At 36.8% G+C, this 21,205-nt stretch carries 20 protein-coding genes; 11 read left to right on the plus strand and 9 right to left on the minus strand.

From position 1 onward, the window contains the following. Window positions 1-332: 332 nt before the first annotated feature. Window positions 333-863 (plus strand): RNA methyltransferase, encoded by a 531-nt coding sequence (locus tag VLZ86_RS01480; RefSeq protein WP_325447991.1) that lies wholly within the window; start codon window positions 333-335, stop codon window positions 861-863. Between the two features lie 35 nt (window positions 864-898). Beyond that, window positions 899-1,237: a hypothetical protein gene (locus tag VLZ86_RS01485; protein WP_325447993.1), complete on the plus strand. Its 339-nt coding sequence runs from the start codon at window positions 899-901 to the stop codon at window positions 1,235-1,237. 58 nt (window positions 1,238-1,295) lie between these two features. On the opposite strand, the gene folK is transcribed toward VLZ86_RS01485, so the two are convergent. After that, window positions 1,296-2,447 (minus strand): 2-amino-4-hydroxy-6-hydroxymethyldihydropteridine diphosphokinase, encoded by a 1,152-nt coding sequence (folK, locus tag VLZ86_RS01490; RefSeq protein ID WP_325447995.1) that lies wholly within the window; start codon window positions 2,445-2,447, stop codon window positions 1,296-1,298. 287 nt (window positions 2,448-2,734) lie between these two features. On the opposite strand from folK, the gene VLZ86_RS01495 reads away from it, so the two are divergent. From VLZ86_RS01495 to rpsU, 3 genes are all read left to right on the plus strand, one after another. After that, window positions 2,735-5,392, plus strand: coding sequence for an AsmA-like C-terminal region-containing protein (locus VLZ86_RS01495; protein ID WP_325447997.1), 2,658 nt, complete (start codon window positions 2,735-2,737; stop codon window positions 5,390-5,392). A 178-nt stretch (window positions 5,393-5,570) separates the two neighbouring features. Then, window positions 5,571-6,434: an RNA polymerase sigma factor RpoD/SigA gene (locus VLZ86_RS01500; RefSeq protein ID WP_325447999.1), complete on the plus strand. Its 864-nt coding sequence runs from the start codon at window positions 5,571-5,573 to the stop codon at window positions 6,432-6,434. Between the two features lie 33 nt (window positions 6,435-6,467). Beyond that, window positions 6,468-6,662 (plus strand): 30S ribosomal protein S21, encoded by a 195-nt coding sequence (rpsU, locus tag VLZ86_RS01505; RefSeq protein WP_129015972.1) that lies wholly within the window; start codon window positions 6,468-6,470, stop codon window positions 6,660-6,662. A gap of 34 nt (window positions 6,663-6,696) precedes the next feature. Here the strand turns inward: rpsU and VLZ86_RS01510 are convergent, their stop codons facing one another. Further along, window positions 6,697-6,933: a hypothetical protein gene (locus VLZ86_RS01510; RefSeq protein WP_325448004.1), complete on the minus strand. Its 237-nt coding sequence runs from the start codon at window positions 6,931-6,933 to the stop codon at window positions 6,697-6,699. 216 nt (window positions 6,934-7,149) lie between these two features. Beyond that, on the minus strand, window positions 7,150-7,944 hold the full coding sequence (locus VLZ86_RS01515; RefSeq protein WP_325448006.1) for a DUF2797 domain-containing protein: 795 nt from the start codon (window positions 7,942-7,944) through the stop codon (window positions 7,150-7,152). A 73-nt stretch (window positions 7,945-8,017) separates the two neighbouring features. On the opposite strand from VLZ86_RS01515, the gene VLZ86_RS01520 reads away from it, so the two are divergent. Next, window positions 8,018-9,532 carry a GH3 auxin-responsive promoter family protein gene (locus tag VLZ86_RS01520; RefSeq protein ID WP_325448008.1) on the plus strand — a complete coding sequence of 505 codons (1,515 nt, stop codon included), beginning with the start codon at window positions 8,018-8,020 and terminating at the stop codon, window positions 9,530-9,532. A gap of 297 nt (window positions 9,533-9,829) precedes the next feature. Here the strand turns inward: VLZ86_RS01520 and clpX are convergent, their stop codons facing one another. The 6 genes from clpX to VLZ86_RS01550 form a co-directional block, all read right to left on the minus strand. After that, window positions 9,830-11,062: an ATP-dependent Clp protease ATP-binding subunit ClpX gene (gene clpX / locus VLZ86_RS01525; protein WP_129015968.1), complete on the minus strand. Its 1,233-nt coding sequence runs from the start codon at window positions 11,060-11,062 to the stop codon at window positions 9,830-9,832. Between the two features lie 64 nt (window positions 11,063-11,126). After that, window positions 11,127-11,810 carry an ATP-dependent Clp protease proteolytic subunit gene (locus tag VLZ86_RS01530; RefSeq protein WP_325448012.1) on the minus strand — a complete coding sequence of 228 codons (684 nt, stop codon included), beginning with the start codon at window positions 11,808-11,810 and terminating at the stop codon, window positions 11,127-11,129. Window positions 11,811-11,941: 131 nt separating this feature from the next. Next, complete coding sequence (gene tig, locus VLZ86_RS01535) at window positions 11,942-13,264, minus strand: trigger factor (protein ID WP_325448014.1); 1,323 nt, start codon at window positions 13,262-13,264, stop codon at window positions 11,942-11,944. A gap of 207 nt (window positions 13,265-13,471) precedes the next feature. Beyond that, the gene (locus VLZ86_RS01540) at window positions 13,472-13,819 is read right to left on the minus strand and encodes a phage holin family protein (RefSeq protein WP_325448016.1); all 348 of its coding nucleotides are present in this window, start codon (window positions 13,817-13,819) and stop codon (window positions 13,472-13,474) included. 36 nt (window positions 13,820-13,855) lie between these two features. After that, window positions 13,856-14,623 carry an alpha/beta fold hydrolase gene (locus VLZ86_RS01545; protein ID WP_325448018.1) on the minus strand — a complete coding sequence of 256 codons (768 nt, stop codon included), beginning with the start codon at window positions 14,621-14,623 and terminating at the stop codon, window positions 13,856-13,858. A 117-nt stretch (window positions 14,624-14,740) separates the two neighbouring features. Beyond that, window positions 14,741-15,454: a pyridoxine 5'-phosphate synthase gene (locus VLZ86_RS01550; RefSeq protein ID WP_325448020.1), complete on the minus strand. Its 714-nt coding sequence runs from the start codon at window positions 15,452-15,454 to the stop codon at window positions 14,741-14,743. A gap of 87 nt (window positions 15,455-15,541) precedes the next feature. On the opposite strand from VLZ86_RS01550, the gene VLZ86_RS01555 reads away from it, so the two are divergent. From VLZ86_RS01555 to VLZ86_RS01575, 5 genes are all read left to right on the plus strand, one after another. After that, the gene (locus VLZ86_RS01555) at window positions 15,542-16,198 is read left to right on the plus strand and encodes a CBS domain-containing protein (RefSeq protein ID WP_325448022.1); all 657 of its coding nucleotides are present in this window, start codon (window positions 15,542-15,544) and stop codon (window positions 16,196-16,198) included. A gap of 4 nt (window positions 16,199-16,202) precedes the next feature. Beyond that, on the plus strand, window positions 16,203-17,084 hold the full coding sequence (locus VLZ86_RS01560) for an NAD kinase (protein ID WP_325448024.1): 882 nt from the start codon (window positions 16,203-16,205) through the stop codon (window positions 17,082-17,084). Window positions 17,085-17,183: 99 nt separating this feature from the next. Next, window positions 17,184-17,873, plus strand: coding sequence for a DUF6089 family protein (locus VLZ86_RS01565; RefSeq protein ID WP_325448026.1), 690 nt, complete (start codon window positions 17,184-17,186; stop codon window positions 17,871-17,873). Beyond that, on the plus strand, window positions 17,874-18,614 hold the full coding sequence (locus tag VLZ86_RS01570) for an isoprenyl transferase (protein WP_325448028.1): 741 nt from the start codon (window positions 17,874-17,876) through the stop codon (window positions 18,612-18,614). It begins immediately after the preceding gene. Between the two features lie 10 nt (window positions 18,615-18,624). Next, window positions 18,625-21,168, plus strand: a complete 2,544-nt coding sequence (locus tag VLZ86_RS01575) for a BamA/OMP85 family outer membrane protein (protein ID WP_325448030.1) — start codon at window positions 18,625-18,627, stop codon at window positions 21,166-21,168. Window positions 21,169-21,205: the final 37 nt, after the last annotated feature.

Raw genomic sequence — 21,205 nt, forward strand, 5'->3', positions numbered from 1 at the left:
GAATTGGCGTGTTATTGAAACCTCTCAGGTTTTGAAAACCTGAGAGGTTTATAAAACAATAAGATTCCCTCCCAATAACTATCGGAATTGTGGAGATGTAAAATAAACCACTATGAATTGGAAGCACATAGTTTTATATTGGCAGACTGAAAGTCTGCTTCGTGAAATAGCTGGTAAAGCATATGAAAAAACATATAATTATTCGTGTATTCGTGGCTAAAACATTTATAGAAACTAAAGTACTTGCAACCAAATTGTAGGGCTTTAACCTTTAACTATATAATAAATATTTAAGAGATTCCCGCCTTCGCGGGAATGGACATATACTTTCAATGAGAAAACTAAAAAACAGCGAACTCGACCGATTGAGCGTTGATGAATTTAAAAGCACAGAAAAAACACCGATTATTATTGTTCTAGACAATATTAGAAGCTTAAATAATATAGGTTCAGTGTTTAGGACCTCAGACGCTTTTTTAGTGGAAAAGATTTACCTGTGTGGCATTACCGCAAAACCACCTCACAAGGACATCCATAAAACAGCTTTGGGAAGCACCGATACTGTGGCTTGGGAATATGTTGAAAATACCCTGGATGTAATCCAAAAACTCAAAGCTGATCAGGTTATTGTCGCTTCCATTGAACAAGCAGAACAATCGGTAATGCTTAACGACTTTACACCTCAACCAAATTCCACATATGCCCTGGTATTTGGCAATGAAGTGAAAGGCGTGGCTCAAAGCGTAGTAAGTGCCAGTGATCTGGTTTTGGAAATTCCGCAATTTGGGACGAAACATTCGTTGAATATCTCCGTGAGTTGTGGTCTTGTGGTTTGGGATGTGTTTTGTAAGATGAAAGCATGAAGCTAATATAAATTTGACAATCTGCTATTTCAAAAATGGACTCCAAAAGAAAAGCACTTCTTGCCACTGAATATAAAATCGAAAATATAAAAAACCAAGCAGGGTATTTTGTCAGGAATCTATGGAAGGTTATCAGTTTCGGGATTTTCATATCATTTTGGGCCCCAACTTACCATACTTCAGTTGCTGGATTCAGAAATAAATCGGCGCTCCAAGTAAGTGACTATAGTTATCTTGCTCTAGTTGTGATGACCGCATTTGGCTATACGGTTTTTTGCTTCATGGGTCATTATATATGGAGTTGGCAAGACAAAAAGCAATTGAAATCTTTAATTGAAAAGAAAGAGCAACTTGAAAAGGAATTATCAGTTTAAGATATATTATAAAATTATTTTATGACCATTCTCTACTTCGTGCTCCAAGCTTCCCACTTCAAGCTTCTTTTTTTTTACAAATCTCCTCTAAAATCCATAAATAATCCGCTCGATTTTCAACAAAATCCCGATCTGAAATATCAATGATCTTGACGTTGAGTTCCGTCTGATTTTTCAAAAATTCAAGATACCCCGTATTGATCTTTTCGAGATAATCGTTTTGAATATTCTGTTCATAATCACGACCGCGTTTTCTAATGTTCTCTTGTAAGCGGCTTGTATTTTGGTATAAATAAACATATAAATCGGGTTTGGCGATGTCTTTATACATTAAATAAAAGAGCCTTCGGTAGAGCCTAAATTCATCCTCCGGTAAGGTTATCTTAGAAAAAATCAACGATTTATAAATGTCATAATCGCTCACCATAAAATCCTTGAACAAATCCAACTGCGATAAATCATCACTGATTTGCTGGTAGCGATCCGCCAGAAACGACATTTCCAAAGTAAAGGCATAGCGCTGGGGCTCTTCATAAAACTTGGGCAAAAATGGGTTGTCTGCAAAACGTTCCAAGATCAATTTTCCGTTAAAATCATGGGAAATCTGATTTGCCAAACTTGTTTTTCCTGCACCAATATTCCCTTCAATAGCAATATAATCAAAATCTCCAAAGCCATAGGTCTTCATTGGGTTCTTTAGCCATATATTAATGGGCTCAATGACACTTTGATCGTCGCATGTTTCTAAAAGTTGCGAAACCGACGTCCTCAGTTTGGGATGCATCATTTTTGGGGCAATATCATATAAAGGTTGCAGTACAAATTTGCGTTTGTGCATTTGAGGGTGTGGCGTCGTAATTAATTCCGAAGCGATGCTACCGTCATCATAAAAAATCACGTCCAAATCAATCGTTCTGGATTCATAAATATCACTCAAATGCCGTGTGCGCCCAAGCTCAGTTTCAATGTCTAAAAGTTTGACCATAACTTCTTCGGCAGAAAAATGGGTGTCAACAAAAACACAGGCATTATAAAAATATTCGGCAGTCGCCCCTTCTTCAAATCCCAAAGCTGGCGTATTGTAAACCCTTGAAATAATATTGATTTTACCGATGCGCTTAAAAATAAGGTCAATAGCGTCTTGCAGATGCTTTAATCGGTCGCCTTTATTGCTGCCAAGTGCGATGTAAACTTTATGCGGTTGATTCATATCTGATGCCAAAATAAAGAAAACAAAATCATTTTGTACGTAATTATCAGTGAAAAAATTATTTTAAAAGTGATGATTGTCATTCTTGTTGAGGTATCTTTATATATAGATTTCCCCTATTTATAAAAACTAATCTTGACTTAATGAAAAAAATAAATTACCTCTTAAAAAATTGCTAAAGTTTTATTAAACTTTAACATTTGCTCGACTTTTGCAATAAACTTTGCGTATATATACTTACTAACCTATACCCTTTTATTTTGTGAAAGGAATAACTAAATTTTTCAATGAAGAAATTTCTAAAAATCGCCGGTATTACCTTATTAATTATCATTGTCCTTTTGATTGCATTACCTTTTGTTTTCCAATCGCAGATCAAGGGCATGGTCAAAAACTTTATCAATGAAAACCTTAACGCCAATGTTGAGTTTAGTGATGTGAACTTGAGTTTATTCCGAAGTTTTCCACAGGCCCATGTTGAGGTAAGCGATTTGGTAATCACGAATTTCGAACCTTTTAAGGATGAAACCTTCGTGATCGCAAAAAATATAAATTTTACGATGTCCATAAAAGAGCTATTTAAATCGTCCGATGAAGCCATTATTGTCAACTCCATCAATATCAATGAAGCATTAATGACCCTGAAAACGGACGCTTTTGGAAATGTTAATTATGATATTGTAAAAGTAAGCGAGAACCCTCAGGACACAACCGCATCTAACTTTTCTTTTGACATTAAGGAGTACAGCATTAAAAACAGCGCGCTTACTTATATTGATATTCCTGGCGACATGCAATTTTATGTGACAGAATTGAACCATACAGGCAAAGGTACCTTCTCAGGTGATGTCTCTGAACTGGACACAAAATCTGAAGCCAAGGTAAGCTTGACCATGGATAGCACCAATTATTTGAACAATAACCATATCAAGTTGGATGCGTTGATAGACATGGATCTCAACGCTCAAAAATATACCTTCAAAGAAAACAAGGCCCTGATCAATCAATTGCCGATTGAATTTAATGGATTTGTTCAGCTTATAGAGGAGGGTCAAAACATTGATTTGTCATTCACAAATACGGGTTCATCGTTTAAAGATTTTCTAGCAGTAATTCCAGAAGCCTATTCCAAAAACTTGGACAATGTTGAAACGACTGGAAATTTCAAGATCCATGGTATCATAAAAGGAAAAGTAACAGAAACTACCATTCCAACATTGGATATTAGCATCAAATCTGACAATGCCTCATTTAAATATCCTGACTTACCTAAACGCGTTGAAAATATTGTAATTGATACAGAAATCAAAAACGACACTGGAAACGCCGATGACACTTATGTAGCGATCAATACCTTGAATTTCAAAATTGACAGTGATGTGTTCAGATCTTCAGCATTGATTAAAAATTTAACCGGCAACATGCAAGTCACTGCTGATGTGGATGGCACCTTAAATTTGGCAAACCTTACCAAAGCTTACCCGATAGAACTTGAAAATGAGCTGAGCGGAATTCTAAAAGCCAAATTGAATACGGCTTTTGATATGAACGCCATTGAAACCAGTGCTTATGACAGAATTAAGGCCTCTGGAAATGCGACCATCAGTGACCTAGTGTTTACATCAGATGCCATGAATCAGCCACTGCACATTTCAAAAGCTGAGATGACCTTTAATCCTTCAACGGTAACTTTAAATAATTTTAGTGCAAAAACGGGACGAAGTGATTTTTCGGCAACAGGAACGATTAACAATTTAATCGGTTTTATGCTGAGCAAGAAAGTGAACTTGAAGGGTAATTTTAACCTGAATTCAAACACTCTGGCGTTGAATGATTTTATGAGTGAAGAAACGGAGACCACTACAGCAGCGACTTCTAAAAAGGCGGCCACAACAACCGAAGGGCTAAAAATCCCTAAATTTTTGGAATGTACGGTTACTGCAAATGCCAATACCGTCATTTATGACAACCTCAATTTAAAAAATGTAAAAGGTGTTTTGACCATAAAAGACCAACAGGCCACTATCAATAGTTTGAGCTCAAGTATTTTTGATGGTATTCTATCTCTTTCCGGAAATGTCAGCACGAAAGCGGATACGCCATCCTTTAATTTGAATCTGGATGCCAGTGATTTTGACATCGCAAAATCTTTCAATGATTTAGAATTATTACAAAACTTAGCGCCAATAGCGAAAGTGCTCCAAGGAAAGCTAAACAGTAGTATTAAATTATCAGGAACTCTGGACAAGGAATTTTCTCCAAATATGAACACCATCTCCGGTACCGCAAATTCACAATTATTAACAACGGACATTGATGAGAGTGCGAGCCCTTTATTATCAAAATTGGAAGGCGCCCTAAGTTTTATAGATTTTGGCAAACTGGACCTGAACAATTTAAAGGTCAATTTAGAATTTGCTAACGGCAAAGTCAATATCAAACCCTTCGATTTAACCTATCAGGATATTGGTATTAATGTTTCCGGAGCTCATGGTTTTGATCAAACCATGACCTACGATGCTGTTTTTAATGTTCCGGCAAAATATTTAGGAAGTGATATCAACCGCCTTATTGGAAAGATCAATGATAATGAGGTTAATAAAATCACCATTCCGGTAACCGCCAACATTTCTGGGTCTTTTACCAATCCTAAAATCTCGACAGACTTGACCAGTGGGGTTACCAATTTGACCAAACAACTGATTGAAATCGAAAAACAAAAGTTAATTGGAAAAGGCACAGATAAAATAAAGGATCTTTTGGGAGGTGTCATGGGCGGGAACACCAATCAAACGCCAGAAACAGAACCTACCATAAAGGATTCTACCACTACCCAAACTCCTCCAATAAAAAAGGATAGTACTAAGATTGGTAGTGAGGCTATCAAAAAGACCATCAAAGATATTTTTAACACCCAAAAGAAGAAAAAAGATACCGTGAATTAAAGATTAGAAATTTATCGATTTATTTAAAAAATTGACAAATTTTCATGATTTAAGGTCAAAACAACCTGCAATTTAAAAAAAATTATCGAATTATGTTAAAGTATTGTGAGTTTGTTTGCTTTTGTCGTTTAAATAGTTATAATGTAGGGTTAACGTTCATTAAAACAAAAGAGACTACATGAGGCAATTAAAAATTACAAAGCAGGTTACAAACAGAGAATCCAAATCCCTTGATAAATATCTTCAGGATATTAGTAAACTGCCATTGATTACAGCAGATGAAGAGGTGGAATTGGCGCAACGTATTAGAGAAGGAGATCAGGAGGCTTTGGATAAGCTTACCACTGCTAACCTTCGTTTTGTTGTATCTGTCGCTAAACAATATCAAAATCAAGGCTTGACCTTACCCGATTTAATCAATGAAGGCAATGCTGGGTTGGTAAAAGCTGCGAAACGTTTTGATGAAACCAGAGGTTTTAAATTTATTTCTTACGCAGTTTGGTGGATTCGTCAAGCAATTCTTCAAGCTTTAGCAGAACAATCTCGAATAGTTAGATTACCTTTGAACAAAATTGGTTCGATCAATAAGATCAATAAGGCCTATTCGTTTTTGGAGCAAGCACACCAACGCCCTCCAAGTGCTGAAGAAATAGCCAAGGAATTGGATTTGACCATTAAGGATGTGAAACAGTCCATGAGAATTTCAGGACGTCATGTATCCATGGATGCGCCTTTAAGAGAAGGAGAAACATCTAGTTTATATGATGTTGTTTCTTCTAGTGATTCTCCAAGACCGGATCGTCTTTTAATGACGGAATCTTTAAGTTTGGAAATTGACAGAGCGCTCAATACATTATCACAAAGAGAAAGTGATGTGATCCGATTGAATTTCGGATTGAGCAATCAACCACCAATGACTTTAGATGAAATTGGCAAGACCTTTGATTTAACCAGAGAACGTGTTCGTCAAATTCGAGAAAAAGGCATTAAGCGGTTGAAGCATACGTCAAAGAGTAAAATTTTAAAAACGTATTTAGGATAGTCCTGAATACTCCATATACTATAAAAACTATTTATGTTAAGAATTGAAATTAAAGAAGGTGAAAATATCGAACGCGCCATTAAGCGTTATAAGCGTAAACACAGAAATGTGAAGGTTATGCAGACTTTAAGAGAAAATCAATATTTCACTAAACCGTCTGTCAGGAAGAGAAGACAAATGCAAAAGGCAGCTTATATTCAAAATTTAAGAGATCAAGAAAACATGTAGTCTTTTTAGAATGATATAAAAAATCACGTTATTACTATAATAACGTGATTTTTTGTTTTCCAATTGGATGGTCTTCGTAAAAATCTTCAAAAGTCTTATCAGTGTCATATTTATCTTGCAACACTTTATAAGCCATTACAACTACAAAAACCTGACCCAAACACGTGAGATAGAACACCAAGTTTAAAGGCATGTCCATAGCTACCATGATGCTCAAAGTCACTAACAAAAATGTGGCCACTACCACATAGGACATTACTGAAATTTTCATGAGTTCTGTATTTAAGGATTACACACAGAAAGCCATAACGCATAGTACAAACATTGACGTACTAACTGGAAGTGCAGTAAAGTCTAACAATCAGATAATAATGTGATTAATATTGCTCTTCAGGCAACTCTATGCATTGACCTTCATGACCTTAAATTACAAAATTTCGTAAGCTTCTGAAAATTTAGAGTTATAAAGTAGTGTTAATTGGAGATATTACACTACTGAAAGTGCAATGACATGCCCTTCACTCCCTCTGATATTAAAGACCGTCTGATCTTCAAAGATGAGGTATTGTCCTTTAATTCCTTTTAAAATACCTTGATAGTATGGTGTTTTTTGTAAATTGAGACTTTGTGGTTTCTCAGGGTATTGCAGAACAGGAAATTCCATATTCGTTTCTTTGTTATTGGGAATATAATACTCTAAAGCTTCTGCAGGAATATACTGCTTTAAGCGTTCGCGCCATTCCACCAAGTCTTCATCAACAATCTCATTCTTTAACATGGTACGCCAATTGGTTTTATCTGCGACATAATCTTTGAGGGCAACTTCCGTAATGCCCGCCAAATATCTATTGGGAACTTCAACAATTTCAATGGCTTCATGTGCACCTTGATCAATCCAGCGCGTTGGCACCTGAGATTTCCTGGTCACACCAACTTTGATATTACTAGAATTTGCCAAATACACGATATGAGGCATCAACTGCACCCTTTTTTCATAATCCAAATCACGGTCTTCTATACCCAAATGCGCAGTGCTTAATTCTGGTTTCATAATCCAGTCTGCAGCTTGTGGGATATCAAAAAAACAACTTTTACAAAACCCTTGCCTATAAATTGGCTTGTCAAGTGAGCAGTTGAGACATTGGTAACCAATAAATTGAATTGAAATCATTTTATCCAATAACTGATTCATATTGATGAAGTCATTCTCGAAAATAAGATAGTATTGTATAGGATGAGAAAACTCAGTTTCCATTTTGGTCAAGACCCCTTGGTAAGTCATTTATTTAATATTTTTATTTAGAAGTATTAATTTAAAAAAAGTATTATTTTTAGTCTTTAAAGATACTATAAATATGCCAATCCCATTAGTTAATTCAATTGCTTCCTGGTTTTTGAAAAAGCGATTCCATCAAATTGAATTGTTTCTAAAGTACCCCAACGAAGTACAGAATGAATTGCTTCAGGACTTGCTCACGACAGCAAAAGACACTGAAATTGGGCGGCTCTATGACTTCGGGAACATAACAAATTACCAAACTTTTGCCCAAAGAGTACCTATTACGACTTACGAAGAAAACCAAGCCAATATTGAAAGATCCCGAATGGGTGAAAACAATATTTTCTGGCCCACGCCTATTAAATGGTTTGCAAAATCAAGCGGAACCACAAATGCAAAAAGCAAGTTTATACCTGTTAGCAGTGAATCTCTTGAAGAATGCCACTATGCAGCAAGCAAGGATTTATTATGCATGTACCTCAACAATAATGAAAACTCACAATTATTTACCGGTAAAAGCTTGAGGCTTGGAGGCAGTAAAGAACTTTACAAGGAAAACGGGACGGTTTTTGGTGATTTATCGGCGATATTAATTGACAACATGCCTTTTTGGGCCGAATTTAGCAGTACCCCCAGCAGTAAAGTATCTTTAATGAATGATTGGGAACATAAAATGCAGGCGATAGTTAATGAAACCATTAATGAAAATGTGACCAGCCTTGCCGGAGTGCCATCTTGGATGCTAGTCCTTCTAAACAATGTTTTAGAAACCACAAACAAGCAAAGCATTTTTGATATTTGGCCCAACTTGGAAGTTTATTTTCACGGCGGCGTAAGTTTTCTCCCTTATGTAGATCAGTACAAAGCAATTTTACCAAGAAAAGATTTTCGCTATTACGAAATCTACAATGCCTCGGAAGGATTTTTTGCAATCCAAGATCAAAACAGTTCCAGTGAATTGCTGCTCATGTTAGATTATGGTATTTTTTATGAATTCATTCCTATGGATGGATACGGCACCCCAGAGCAACGGATCATTCCCTTAGCGGAGGTTGAAACGAATAAAAACTACGCCGTGGTCATTACTACCAATGCGGGTCTTTGGCGCTATAAGATTGGAGATACCATAAGGTTTACCTCATTGGATCCCTATCGTATAAAAGTTAGCGGAAGGACAAAACATCATATCAATGTGTTTGGTGAGGAGTTAATCATTGAAAATGCTGAGGACGCCTTAAAGAAAGTGTGCAAGAAAACGAAATCGCAGATTGTTGATTATACCGCGGCACCTATTTTTATGAATGGCAAAGAAAAAGGCGCGCATGAATGGCTCATTGAATTCAAAACCCCTCCACAAGACATCAACTACTTTAACGAACTATTGGACAATGCTTTAAAATCATTAAACTCCGATTATGAAGCCAAACGATACAACAATATCACGCTCAATAGTCCTAAGATAAATATTGCACGGCAACAATTATTTTATGACTGGTTAAAACAACAAGATAAATTAGGGGGTCAACATAAAGTCCCAAGACTTTCCAACACCCGTCATTATATGGATGCGCTCCTAAAGCTGAATGTGTAACTGTAGTTTAGCCGAAAAAATTACATTTTTTCTTTTTATAACGAGAATAAGGTAAGCTTTATCTAAAATCCAGTACTGTAATTTTTATCTTACAATTATGCTATTATATTTACATCACAGCAAAACTAAAAGACACTATAAAATGTGTATGAGCGCTGCCTTACAAAGGGCATAAACAATAGATTTCTATTGAACATATATTCAAAGCATTGTTCCTGCAATATTAATTATCAAATCCAAAAAAAATAAAAACCACCCTGAAAAGAGTGGTTTTGTTTTTTTATATTCTTTAAAACTTTATGAGACTGCTTTCAAGCGTTTCAATGTAGTTTTGTCTAATTTGTCCTCAGCGTATTCTTTGGTCACATGAAGCTTTTTCTCTTTGCTACTTGGCAACTCAAACATCGCATCAGTTAAAATCTCTTCACATAGAGATCTCAAACCTCTCGCTCCCAATTTATATTCAATAGCCTTAGTAACTATAAAATCCAAAGCACCATCCGTTATGGTAAACTTGATATCATCCATTTCAAACAACTTTTTGTACTGCTTGATAATGGCGTTTTTAGGTTGGGTCAAAATAGCTCTTAAAGTTTCAGCATCTAAAGGATCCATATAACTTAAAACAGGTAAACGACCGATGATTTCTGGAATGAGTCCAAAATCTTTCAAATCCTTTGGAATGATATATTGCAATAAATTATCGGTATCAATGACATCTTCCTGAGAAGCGGCCTTGTATCCAATAGCAGCCATATTAAGACGTTTTGAAATCATACGCTCAATACCATCAAAAGCACCACCAGCAATAAACAAAATATGCTCTGTGTTGACTTCAATGAATTTTTGATCAGGATGCTTGCGCCCTCCTTTTGGTGGAACGTTTACAGTGGTTCCTTCCAATAACTTCAACAAGGCTTGTTGTACACCTTCTCCAGACACATCCCTGGTTATGGAAGGGTTATCACTCTTACGGGCAATCTTATCGATTTCGTCAATAAATACAATTCCCTTTTCGGCCTTTTCAAGATTGTAATCGGCAACTTGTAATAAACGCGTCAAGATACTTTCAACATCCTCACCAACATAACCAGCTTCAGTCAATACCGTAGCATCCACTATGGCCAAAGGCACATTAAGCATTTTTGCGATGGTTTTTGCCATCAAAGTTTTCCCGGTTCCGGTTTGTCCAACCATGATGATATTACTCTTCTGAATTTCAATATCATCTTTACTTGCCGGTTGCAACAACCGTTTGTAATGGTTGTAAACCGCTACGGACATTACTTTTTTGGTGTATTCTTGACCTATAATATATTCATCAAGAAACTTCTTGATCTGCATCGGCTTTTTAAGCATCAATTCAGACGACAATTCCGCATTGCCGCTTTGCTTTGATTCTTCTAAAACAATCCCATGGGCTTGCTCAATACATCTGTCACATATGTGCGCGTCCAATCCTGCAATCAACAAATTGGTTTCTGGCTTTTTCCTACCACAAAACGAACATTCTAAATCTTCCTTTGCCATAACTCTTTTAATTCCTCATTTTTTTCTAATTACAAATTATAGTTGGTATAAATTACCTTTGTAATTATTGTTTCTTTGAACTCGATAAAACCTCATCAATCATGCCATATTCTTTGGCCTTATCAGCTTTCATCCAATAATCCCTATCACTATCTTCATAGACTTTTTGATAATCTTGACCTGTGTGATTTGCAATGATTTTATATAATTCCTCCTTCAAGGTAACAATTTCTCTCGCCGTAATTTCAATATCACTGGCTTGTCCTTGAGCACCTCCCAAAGGCTGGTGGATCATGACACGAGAATGGGTCAATCCACTGCGTTTCCCTTTTGCTCCAGCGCATAACAAGACCGCACCCATTGACGCTGCCATACCCGTACATATTGTCGCTACATCTGGTTTGATGAGCTGCATGGTATCATAGATGCCAAGACCCGCGTACACACTTCCACCAGGAGAATTGATATATATTTGAATGTCTTTAGCCGCATCAGTACTTTCCAAAAACAATAACTGTGCTTGTATAATATTCGCAACTTGATCATTGATGGCTGTTCCCATAAAAATAATCCGGTCCATCATCAATCTTGAAAATACGTCCATTGCAACTGCATTCATTTGACGCTCCTCAATAATATTTGGCGTCAAACCAACAGGATACATACTGTTCATAATCTGATTATAATAGGTACTGCTGATACCTTGATCTTTTATTGCGAATTTTTCAAATTCTTTTCCGTAATTCATAAATAGTATTTAGTTCTTAAATTCGTAAAACCCCAGCATCACTGGGTAAATTGAATGACCATAACATTGTCAAAAAAAAGCGTAAAACCTTACAGTTTTACGCTCTAAAGATAACGATTTAATTATAATTATTAGCTGTAAAACTCCTTTACAAAATCGTCATAAGAAATTTCCTTAACTTTTAGGTTCACTTCTTTCTTGTAAAGTTCTAATAGTTTTTGGCTCATCAATTGCTCTGATAAACGTCTTACTTCATCCTTATTGGATAAAATACGCGCTGCAATATCCTCCAACTCTTTATCTTGAGGATCCATTTGACCAAATTGTGCCATTTGCACTTTAATCATTTCTTTAGTAAAATCCTTCAAGTCATCAAAAGTAACTTGTAGCTTATATTTTTCAATTAATTTCCCTTCGATTAATTGGTAGCGCATGCTTTTTTCAGAATTTTCATATTCTTCTTTAGCCTCATCTGCGTCTAACGGATCTTCACCCGCTGTTTGCATCCATTTTTGAAGGAAGGCTGCAGGAAGATCAAACTTGGTGTTCTCAACCAAATATTCAGTAACGTCGTTCAGGAACTTCTGATCGCCTTGTTGTCCAAATTGTTTTTCTGAATCCTCCTTGATCTTAGCTTTCAATTCTGTCACCGAGGATACCACATCTTTACCGAATAATTTATCAAACAACTCTTGATCTAAATCAGCCAATTCTCTAGTGTTCACTTCTTCAATCGTAAAGATAACGTCAACATCCAATTCATGGGCATCATCATGGGCGACTTTTAAAAAGCTCATTAAATCATGGTCGTCATTGAACAAGTCTTTGGTCTTTAAAGTGACAACATCGCCTACTTTAGCACCTATCAATGCTTTCTCGGCCGTTTTGCTTTTTATTTTATCTAAAGTGAACGTTGCCTTATTATTGATGTCCTTTTCCTCATTTACAAAAACCCCAGTAATTTCTGAGTCTTTTGTAACGGCCTCCTGAGAGATCAATTTACCATATTGCTTTCGGATATGCTCCACTTGGCCATCAATCATTTTATCATCTGCAACAATGTTATAATGCGTAATTGGCTTCTTGCCTTTAAGCTCTACTTCAAATTGTGGTGCAAGACCCAATTCAAACTCAAAGGTGAAAGAATCCGCATCCCAATCTAAATCATCTTGGGCCTTTGGCAAAGGGCTACCCAATACGTCCAGTTTCTCTTCAGTCATGTACTTTTTAAGGGCATCTTGCAAAAGCTTATTGACCTCGTCAACCAAAACAGCTTTTCCATATTGCTTTTTGACCATGGTCATTGGCACATGTCCTTTTCTAAATCCAGGGATGTTAGCCGATTTACGGTAATCTGTAAGAATCTTTTCGACCTTATCGCTATAGTCTTCTTTAGCGATATCTACTTTTACAACAGCATTTAATGCGTCAATATTTTCTCTTGTAATATTCATATTATAGTTAATAATGCCAATGGCGTATTATTTTTTTATTGATTTAAGTTCTGCCAGGTTCTACTAAATAGAAGAAATAGTCAAACTTATACCTCCTTTTTTTACTAAAAAACACCGTATAACGCTTCTTTGTCTAGCAGAAAATCGGGATGCAAAAGTACGAATTATTTAAATCTGAACAAAGTTTTTAAACACTTGATTTATAGACTATTTTCTGTCTTTGTCTAACAATGAATAAAGTACAGATTCCAAAAACGATAAAAGCAGGCTAAATAGGAGCGCCACCCAAAATCCACTGACGTTAAACCCACCCATAAACTTGTCTGCCAACAGAATGATGCAGGCGTTGATTACCAATAGAAACAACCCTAATGTAAGAATTGTAATTGGCAAGGTCAATATAACCAAGATTGGTTTTATAATGGCGTCAAGAATCGCCAGCACAATGGCCAGGATAATTGCCGATGTAAATCCGGCAACTTCTACGCCAGGAAGCACTTTTGCTAGAATAACCACAGCAACTGCAGTGATTAGTAATTTGATGATTAAATTCATGTTATTTTGTTTTTATCAATGATAAGAAACGTTCCATTAGCTGTCTAAAAAATCCGTGACCTCTGCATAGAAATCGTCTGGATTTTCAGCATGTAACCAATGGCCCGCATTTGAAATGGTTCGAATTTTGGCTTTTGGAAAATGGGATTGGATCAAGCTTTCATCTTGCGAAGAAATATATTCTGAGCGATCACCCCGCAAAAACAAGGTTTCTTTTTCAAATTTGGCATGCATTGGCAAAGGTTCCCCCACTTCATTGACCTGTTCTTTCAAAACCTTCAAATTGATCCGTAATGCAAGCCTTCCCTTTTCTTTCCAATATAAGTTTTTGAGCAAAAACTGTCGTGTACCAAGGTCATATACATAATGTTTTAATTCCTTATCGGCATCTCCTCTGCTTTTAAGCGTTTGAAAATCTAAGGCAGACAAGCCATTTAGGATATCGTCATGATGCGTTGGGTAATATCGGGGTGAAATATCAACAATGATCAATTTTGAAACCATCTCAGGATATTCGACTGCAAATAACATGGCCGTTTTTCCACCCATGGAATGGCCCAAAAGCACGATATCGTTTAATTTGTGCTCCTCACAGTAACGCTTCAAATCTTCAACCATCACCTCATAGTTAAATTCGTCACTATGAAAACTACGTCCGTGATTACGTTGATCAAGAAGATGGACTTGATACCCAGCCTCACTAAATCTTGTGCCCAGGGTATTCCAATTGTCGCTCATGCCCAAGAACCCATGGAGAAAAACAAATGCTTGGCCTTCGCCTAAAATAGTTGAATGAAGTTTCATGATTATTTGGATTAACGATTAACGATTGTTGCTTTTGTGACGGACGACTGTAGACTGAAGCCTGTGGACTCCGGCCTGTTGACTGAAGACTGCAGACAAAATACTCCCAACCGAACATTACTTCAACTGCCTCAAATACATATTGATGACATTTTCAATTCCCAAATACAAACTCTCTGAGATTAAGGCGTGTCCAATGGAGACTTCCAGCAAATCAGGGATATTCTGTTTGAAATATTTGATATTATCCAAAGATAAATCGTGACCTGCGTTAAGTCCCAGACCCAAGGCGTTTGCCAAAACCGCACAGTCTATATAAGGTTTGATTCCCATTTTATTCCCTAAACTATAGGCATCAGCATAGGCTTCTGTATAAAGCTCAATTCTATCCGTTCCGGTGGCCTTTGCGCCTTCAACTTGCTTTAATGATGGATCCACAAAGATTGAAGTACGAATCCCGTTCTGTTTAAACTCTTTAATGACATCTACCAGAAAATCTTTATGTTTAATAGTATCCCATCCTGCATTTGACGTAATGGCATCTTCAGCATCAGGCACTAAAGTTACTTGTGTCGGTTTTACTTCCAGCACCATATCTATAAATTGACGGATTGGGTTGCCCTCAATGTTAAATTCCGTATAGACTTCTGATTTTAAATCATAAACATCTTGATAGCGAATATGTCTTTCATCAGGTCGCGGATGGATGGTGACGCCCTGTGCACCAAACTTTTGAACATCTCTTGCAAATTGAACCAAATTTGGAACATCACCGCCTCTAGAATTTCTAAGGGTGGCAATCTTATTAATATTCACGCTCAACTTTGTCATAGCTTTTGTTTTAATGGACAAAAATACAAAGTAGATACTGCTTTTTGTTGTTATTTTTAATTATTTTGCAGGAACAAAATCAAGAACATGCCATTAAGAGAATATATTATCAATGATATTAAGCCACTAAACATAAATGATAAGGTAAGTGACCTCAAATTGATGTTCAATGAGCTGACCTATTCTCACATTCCTATTGAAAACAACCAGGTCTATTTAGGATGTATCTCTGAGACAGACGTGCATTGCTTTGACGGCAAAGATACGATTATGGAATGCAGCCATTCTTTAGAAGGCTTTTTTGTAAGATTAGATACGCCTTGGCTGGACGTCTTGGAAATCTTTGCCCATAATTCTTGCAACATCATGCCGGTATTGGACGCACAAAATAATTATTTAGGCTATTATGAGCTCAATGATGTTATTGGTCGGTTCAGTGAAACGCCGTTCTTCTCAGAACCAGGAGGCACATTGATTATTGAAAAAGGCATTCAAGACTATTCCTTTAGCGAAATCAGCCAAATTATAGAATCCAATGATGCCAAAATTTTAGGAGCATTCATTTCTAAAATGGAAGGTGATTTGATACAAATCACGCTTAAGATTGGTAGCCCTGGCCTGAATGAGGTGATTCAAACTTTCAGAAGGTATAGTTATAATATTATTTCCGGCCATGAAGAAGACACTTACATTGAAAATTTAAAGGAGCGTTCTGATTATTTGAACAAATACCTTAATATGTAGCTCTATGAAAATCGCCATTTATAGCCAGAATTATAAGAGTAAGGAAGAAAGTTTAGGGATTCTTTTTAATTATTTATTGGAACAGAAAGCAAATGTTTTTATCGAGGATCAGTTTTATCGACTTATTGACAAACATTTCGATTTTAAAAAAAATTACAAGGAGTTTGGAACGTTTCAAACCCTTGACAATTCCTTTGAATTACTCATAAGCATTGGAGGCGATGGTACTATATTAAGGGCCATAACATATGTAAGTGACCTTGCCATTCCCATTATAGGCATCAATACTGGCCGTTTGGGTTTTTTGGCCACCATCCAAAACAACCAAATTGAAAGTGCCCTTGACAGCATTTATGAAGGTGATTATAAAATATCCGAGCGCAGCTTGTTAAGCATTGAAACCAATCCTAAAAACAAGGACCTTATCCAACTCAATTTTGCACTCAACGAAATAGCCGTAAGCAGAAAAAACACCACTTCCATGATTACGGTAAATACGCATTTAAATGGAGAGTATTTGACCTCCTATTGGGCAGATGGCCTCATTGTATCCAGCCCCACGGGTTCAACAGGATATTCACTAAGCTGTGGGGGTCCCGTAATTTCTCCGGATGCAAAAAGTTTTGTCATAACGCCTATAGCTCCGCACAATTTGAGCGCTAGGCCCTTGGTAATTCCTGACGACACAGAGATCCAATTAAAGGTTGAAGGACGGGAAGATTTTTATTTAATTTCATTGGACTCGAGAATTGCAACTTTACATAATACTACCATCGTAACTATAAAAAAGGCAGCCTTCAAAATAAAGATGGTAGAACTCCATACCGAGAGCTTTATTGACACCTTACGCAAAAAACTGCTTTGGGGAGAGGATAAACGCAACTAAACAATAAAATCTTTTAAATACTGTTTATCTGTAATACAATTTGGTTCAAATTGTTAAAGGCTAATCTTATTTATTATATTTGCAAACTTTTAAAATTTTATGAGGTATATCATTTTAATAATTTTTAGTATTTGTTTCGTCCCGAACTTACACGCTCAAATTTACGAAGGTGGTTTATTCCTTGGCGGCAGCAACTTTATTGGTGATGTGGGCTCCACAACATATATCGCTCCCAACAAACCCGCAGTAGGACTCCTCTTAAAATGGAATAGAAGTCCAAGACATTCATTCAGGGCATCCATTTTGTTTACGGAATTGGAAGGCAATGACAGCAAATCTAGTGACCCTAGACGAATCGCTCGTAATTATGATTTTAAAAATTCTATTTTAGAACTCTCTGTAGGAATGGAGTTCACTTTTTTGGATTTTGACCTTCATAGCACTGATCATCAAATGACACCCTATTTATATACTGGTATTTCCACAGCAAGACATAATAATTACTATTTTCAAAATGGTATTCAAACCTCAGAGAATCTACAAAGCTGGGCCTATGGCATTCCTATGGTATTGGGTTTTAAAACAACAACAATGGTGGATGGCATCATATTAGGTGCTGAAATTGGCGTTAGATATACTTTTTCTGATGAAATTGACGGGAGTGTCCCGGATGCCCCATCAAGAGCAGCTTTGAGTTTTGGTAATTTAAACAGTAATGACTGGTACGTATTTTCAGGGATTACCTTAACTTACACCTTTGGTCAAAAACCTTGTTATTCGGATTATTAAGTGGATTTAAAAGAACAGATACATACCGACAAACTACCTAACCATCTCGCCATAATTATGGACGGCAATGGTCGTTGGGCAAAACAACAGGGCTTCCTGCGAGTCATTGGCCATGAAAACGGCACAAAATCAGTACGGGAAGTAGTTGAAGCCAGTGCAGAAATTGGCATCAAGCATTTGACCCTTTATGCGTTTTCAACTGAAAACTGGAACCGTCCGAAGATTGAAGTTCAGACATTGATGAAGCTTTTGGTCAAATCCTTGAAGAAAGAAATCAAAACACTTCAAGACAATGACATTAAGCTCAACGCGATAGGCTGTCTGAATGATTTGCCAAAAAAAGCAAAGGAAGAGTTGGAAGAAGTCATTGAAAAAACCAAAAACAATAGCAGAATGACCTTGACCCTTGCACTAAGTTATGGCTCTAGGGAGGAACTCATAAATATGGTTAAAAAAATATCTGTGAAAGTTAAAAATAATATAATTTCAAGTGATTCTATTGACGAATCCATTATTAATAAGCATCTTTACACGCAAAATTTGCCAGATGTAGACCTGCTTATCAGGACTAGCGGAGAACAAAGAATCAGTAATTTCTTGTTATGGCAAATTGCTTATGCTGAATTATATTTCACCAGTATTTTATGGCCCGATTTTAAAAAGCATGATTTATATACTGCTTTGATAGACTATCAAAATAGAGAACGACGATTTGGAAAAACAAGTGAACAACTCAGCTAACAACACGCTTTTGAAAACAATTTTTAATACTTTTATAAGTGCCTTTTTTCTTTTATCTTCCTTGGCCTTAACCGCACAGGAAAGCCCATTTAATTCAGGACAAAAATTTACCATCGCAGAAATTGTCGTTACAGGCGACACTAATTTTAGTGAAGCTACCATAGTTACCTATTCCGGTTTGAGAAAAGGGGAAGTCATCGCCATTCCGGGCGAGCGCATTAGTGAAGCCCTTAAGAAATTATGGGGTTCAAACCTCTTTAGCAATATTGACATCTATCTCACCAAAACAGAAGGAGATCAGGCCTATTTGGAAATTAGCCTTCAAGACTTACCAGAACTTAATGAACTAGAGATCAAGGGGGTCAAAAAAGGAAAAAAGGAAGCCTTAATAAAAGACAACAAACTGAACAAAGGCGTCAAAGTCACGGAAAACCTGATTACTACCACAAAAAACTATCTTACCAACAAATATCGTAAAGAAGGCTTCTACAATACCAAAGTCACAGTAACCACATTACCCGTGACAGACTCTATAGAAAAAAGCCGGGTCAATATGGTGGTGGACATTGAAAAGAACGATAAGGTTAAAATTAAAGATATTGAGTTTGTTGGCAATGAAAAACTGAGCGATAAAAAGCTTAGAAAAGCCATGAAACACACCAAGCAAAAAAAACTTTTACGCTTTTTAAAACGTTCAAAATACGTACAGGCAAATTATAAGGAAGACTTGGTAAGCGTTATTGATAAGTACAAAGAAAATGGCTACCGGGATGCGCGTGTAACTTCTGATTCTATAATCAATAATCATGATGGCACTTTGTCCATTGCCATCCATATTGAAGAAGGAGAAAAATATACTTTCGGAAAAATTGCTTTTGTTGGAAACACCATTTTTACTGACCAACAATTGAGTGCCATGTTAGGAATCAAACAAGGAGATACCTATAATGGAGTAGAACTTAAAAAAAGAATTGCAGACGACACAAAGCCTGATGGACAAAACATTACCAACCTTTACCAAGATGCCGGGTATTTATTCTCCACCATTAATCCGGTTGAAGTAAGCGCAGATGGGAATGTTATTGATATGGAAATCCGTATTTCTGAAGGAAAGCCAGCATATTTTAACAATGTGACCGTGGTTGGTAACGACAAAACAAATGACCGAGTAATCTATAGAGAATTAAGAACACGCCCGGGACAGCTTTACAGCAAAACTGCCGTGGTAAGAACGGTTAGAGAACTTGGTCAATTAGGTTTCTTTGATGCACAACAATTAAGCCCGAATTTCAAGAACGCCAATCCTAATGAAGGCACTTTGGATATGGAGTATTCCGTAGTGGAAAAAGGTTCCAGCCAAATTGAATTACAAGGTGGTTACGGTGGAGGCGGTTTTATTGGAACCCTAGGTTTATCGTTCAACAACTTTGCAATAAAAGATATTTTCAAAGGTGAAGCGTATAAACCAGTGCCAACTGGTGATGGACAAAGTTTAGCGCTGCGCTTACAAGCGAGCCGTTTTTACCAAACTTACAGTTTCTCTTTTACTGAACCATGGATGGGCGGGCAACGGCCAATCCAATTCTCAACTTCTTTGTCGCATACCATGCAATTCTTGTACAACCCAAGAACAAGGGATGCTGATAAAAGCAAGAGTTTTAATATTACAGGGGTTACTGTTGGTCTTGCCAAGCGTTTGACGCAGCCGGATGACTATTTCACCCTATCTCAAGCCGTAAGTTTCCAACATTATGATTTACAGAATTACAACACAGGTCTTTTTACTTTTGGTAATGGCTACTCCAATAACTTAGCTTATACCGTTGGATTAAGTAGAAACAACACCCATACAGACCCTATTTATCCGACAGGAGGTTCAAGTTTTTCTGTAACCGCTAAAGTATCGCCTCCATTTTCACTTTTAAACAATGTGGATTACACTGCGCTAAAAGATGAAAGAGCAGCATTAAACCCATCTGATCCTGATGACTACGCACGAATGGGAGAAATTGACCAAGAACGTTACAAGTGCTTGGAATTTTATAAAATTAAATTTAAAGGCGATTGGTACACTAAGGTTTACGATAAATTAGTTATAAAATCTGGATTGGAATTTGGTTTCCTTGGGGCATATAATAACGATAGAGGGGTGATTCCTTTTGAGCGCTTCTTTGTTGGAGGTGATGGTTTAGGAAACTATTCATTAGATGGTAGGGAATCTATTGCCCTGAGAGGGTATCCAAACCAATCCTTATCCTCACAGGATGGTGGCACGATTTACAATAAATTCTCATTGGAACTTCGTTACCCAATTACTTTGGGAGCGCAAGCAAAAATTTTCGCTTTAGGTTTCATGGAAGGCGGTAATTCATTTGACAATTTTAAAGACTATAACCCATTTAACCTCAAGCGTTCCGCGGGTGTTGGTTTGAGAATTTTCATGCCTGCATTCGGATTGTTAGGTATTGATTTTGGTTATGGTTTTGATCCTTTGCCAGGTCTCTCTGAGAAAAACGGGTGGGAGACCCACTTTATTATTGGACAGCAATTTTAAGTTTGGCACGGTATTTTCTAATGATACTTTGACGATT

This window comes from Gelidibacter sp. (genome assembly GCF_035515035.1).
Taxonomy (GTDB): Bacteria; Bacteroidota; Bacteroidia; order Flavobacteriales; family Flavobacteriaceae; genus Gelidibacter.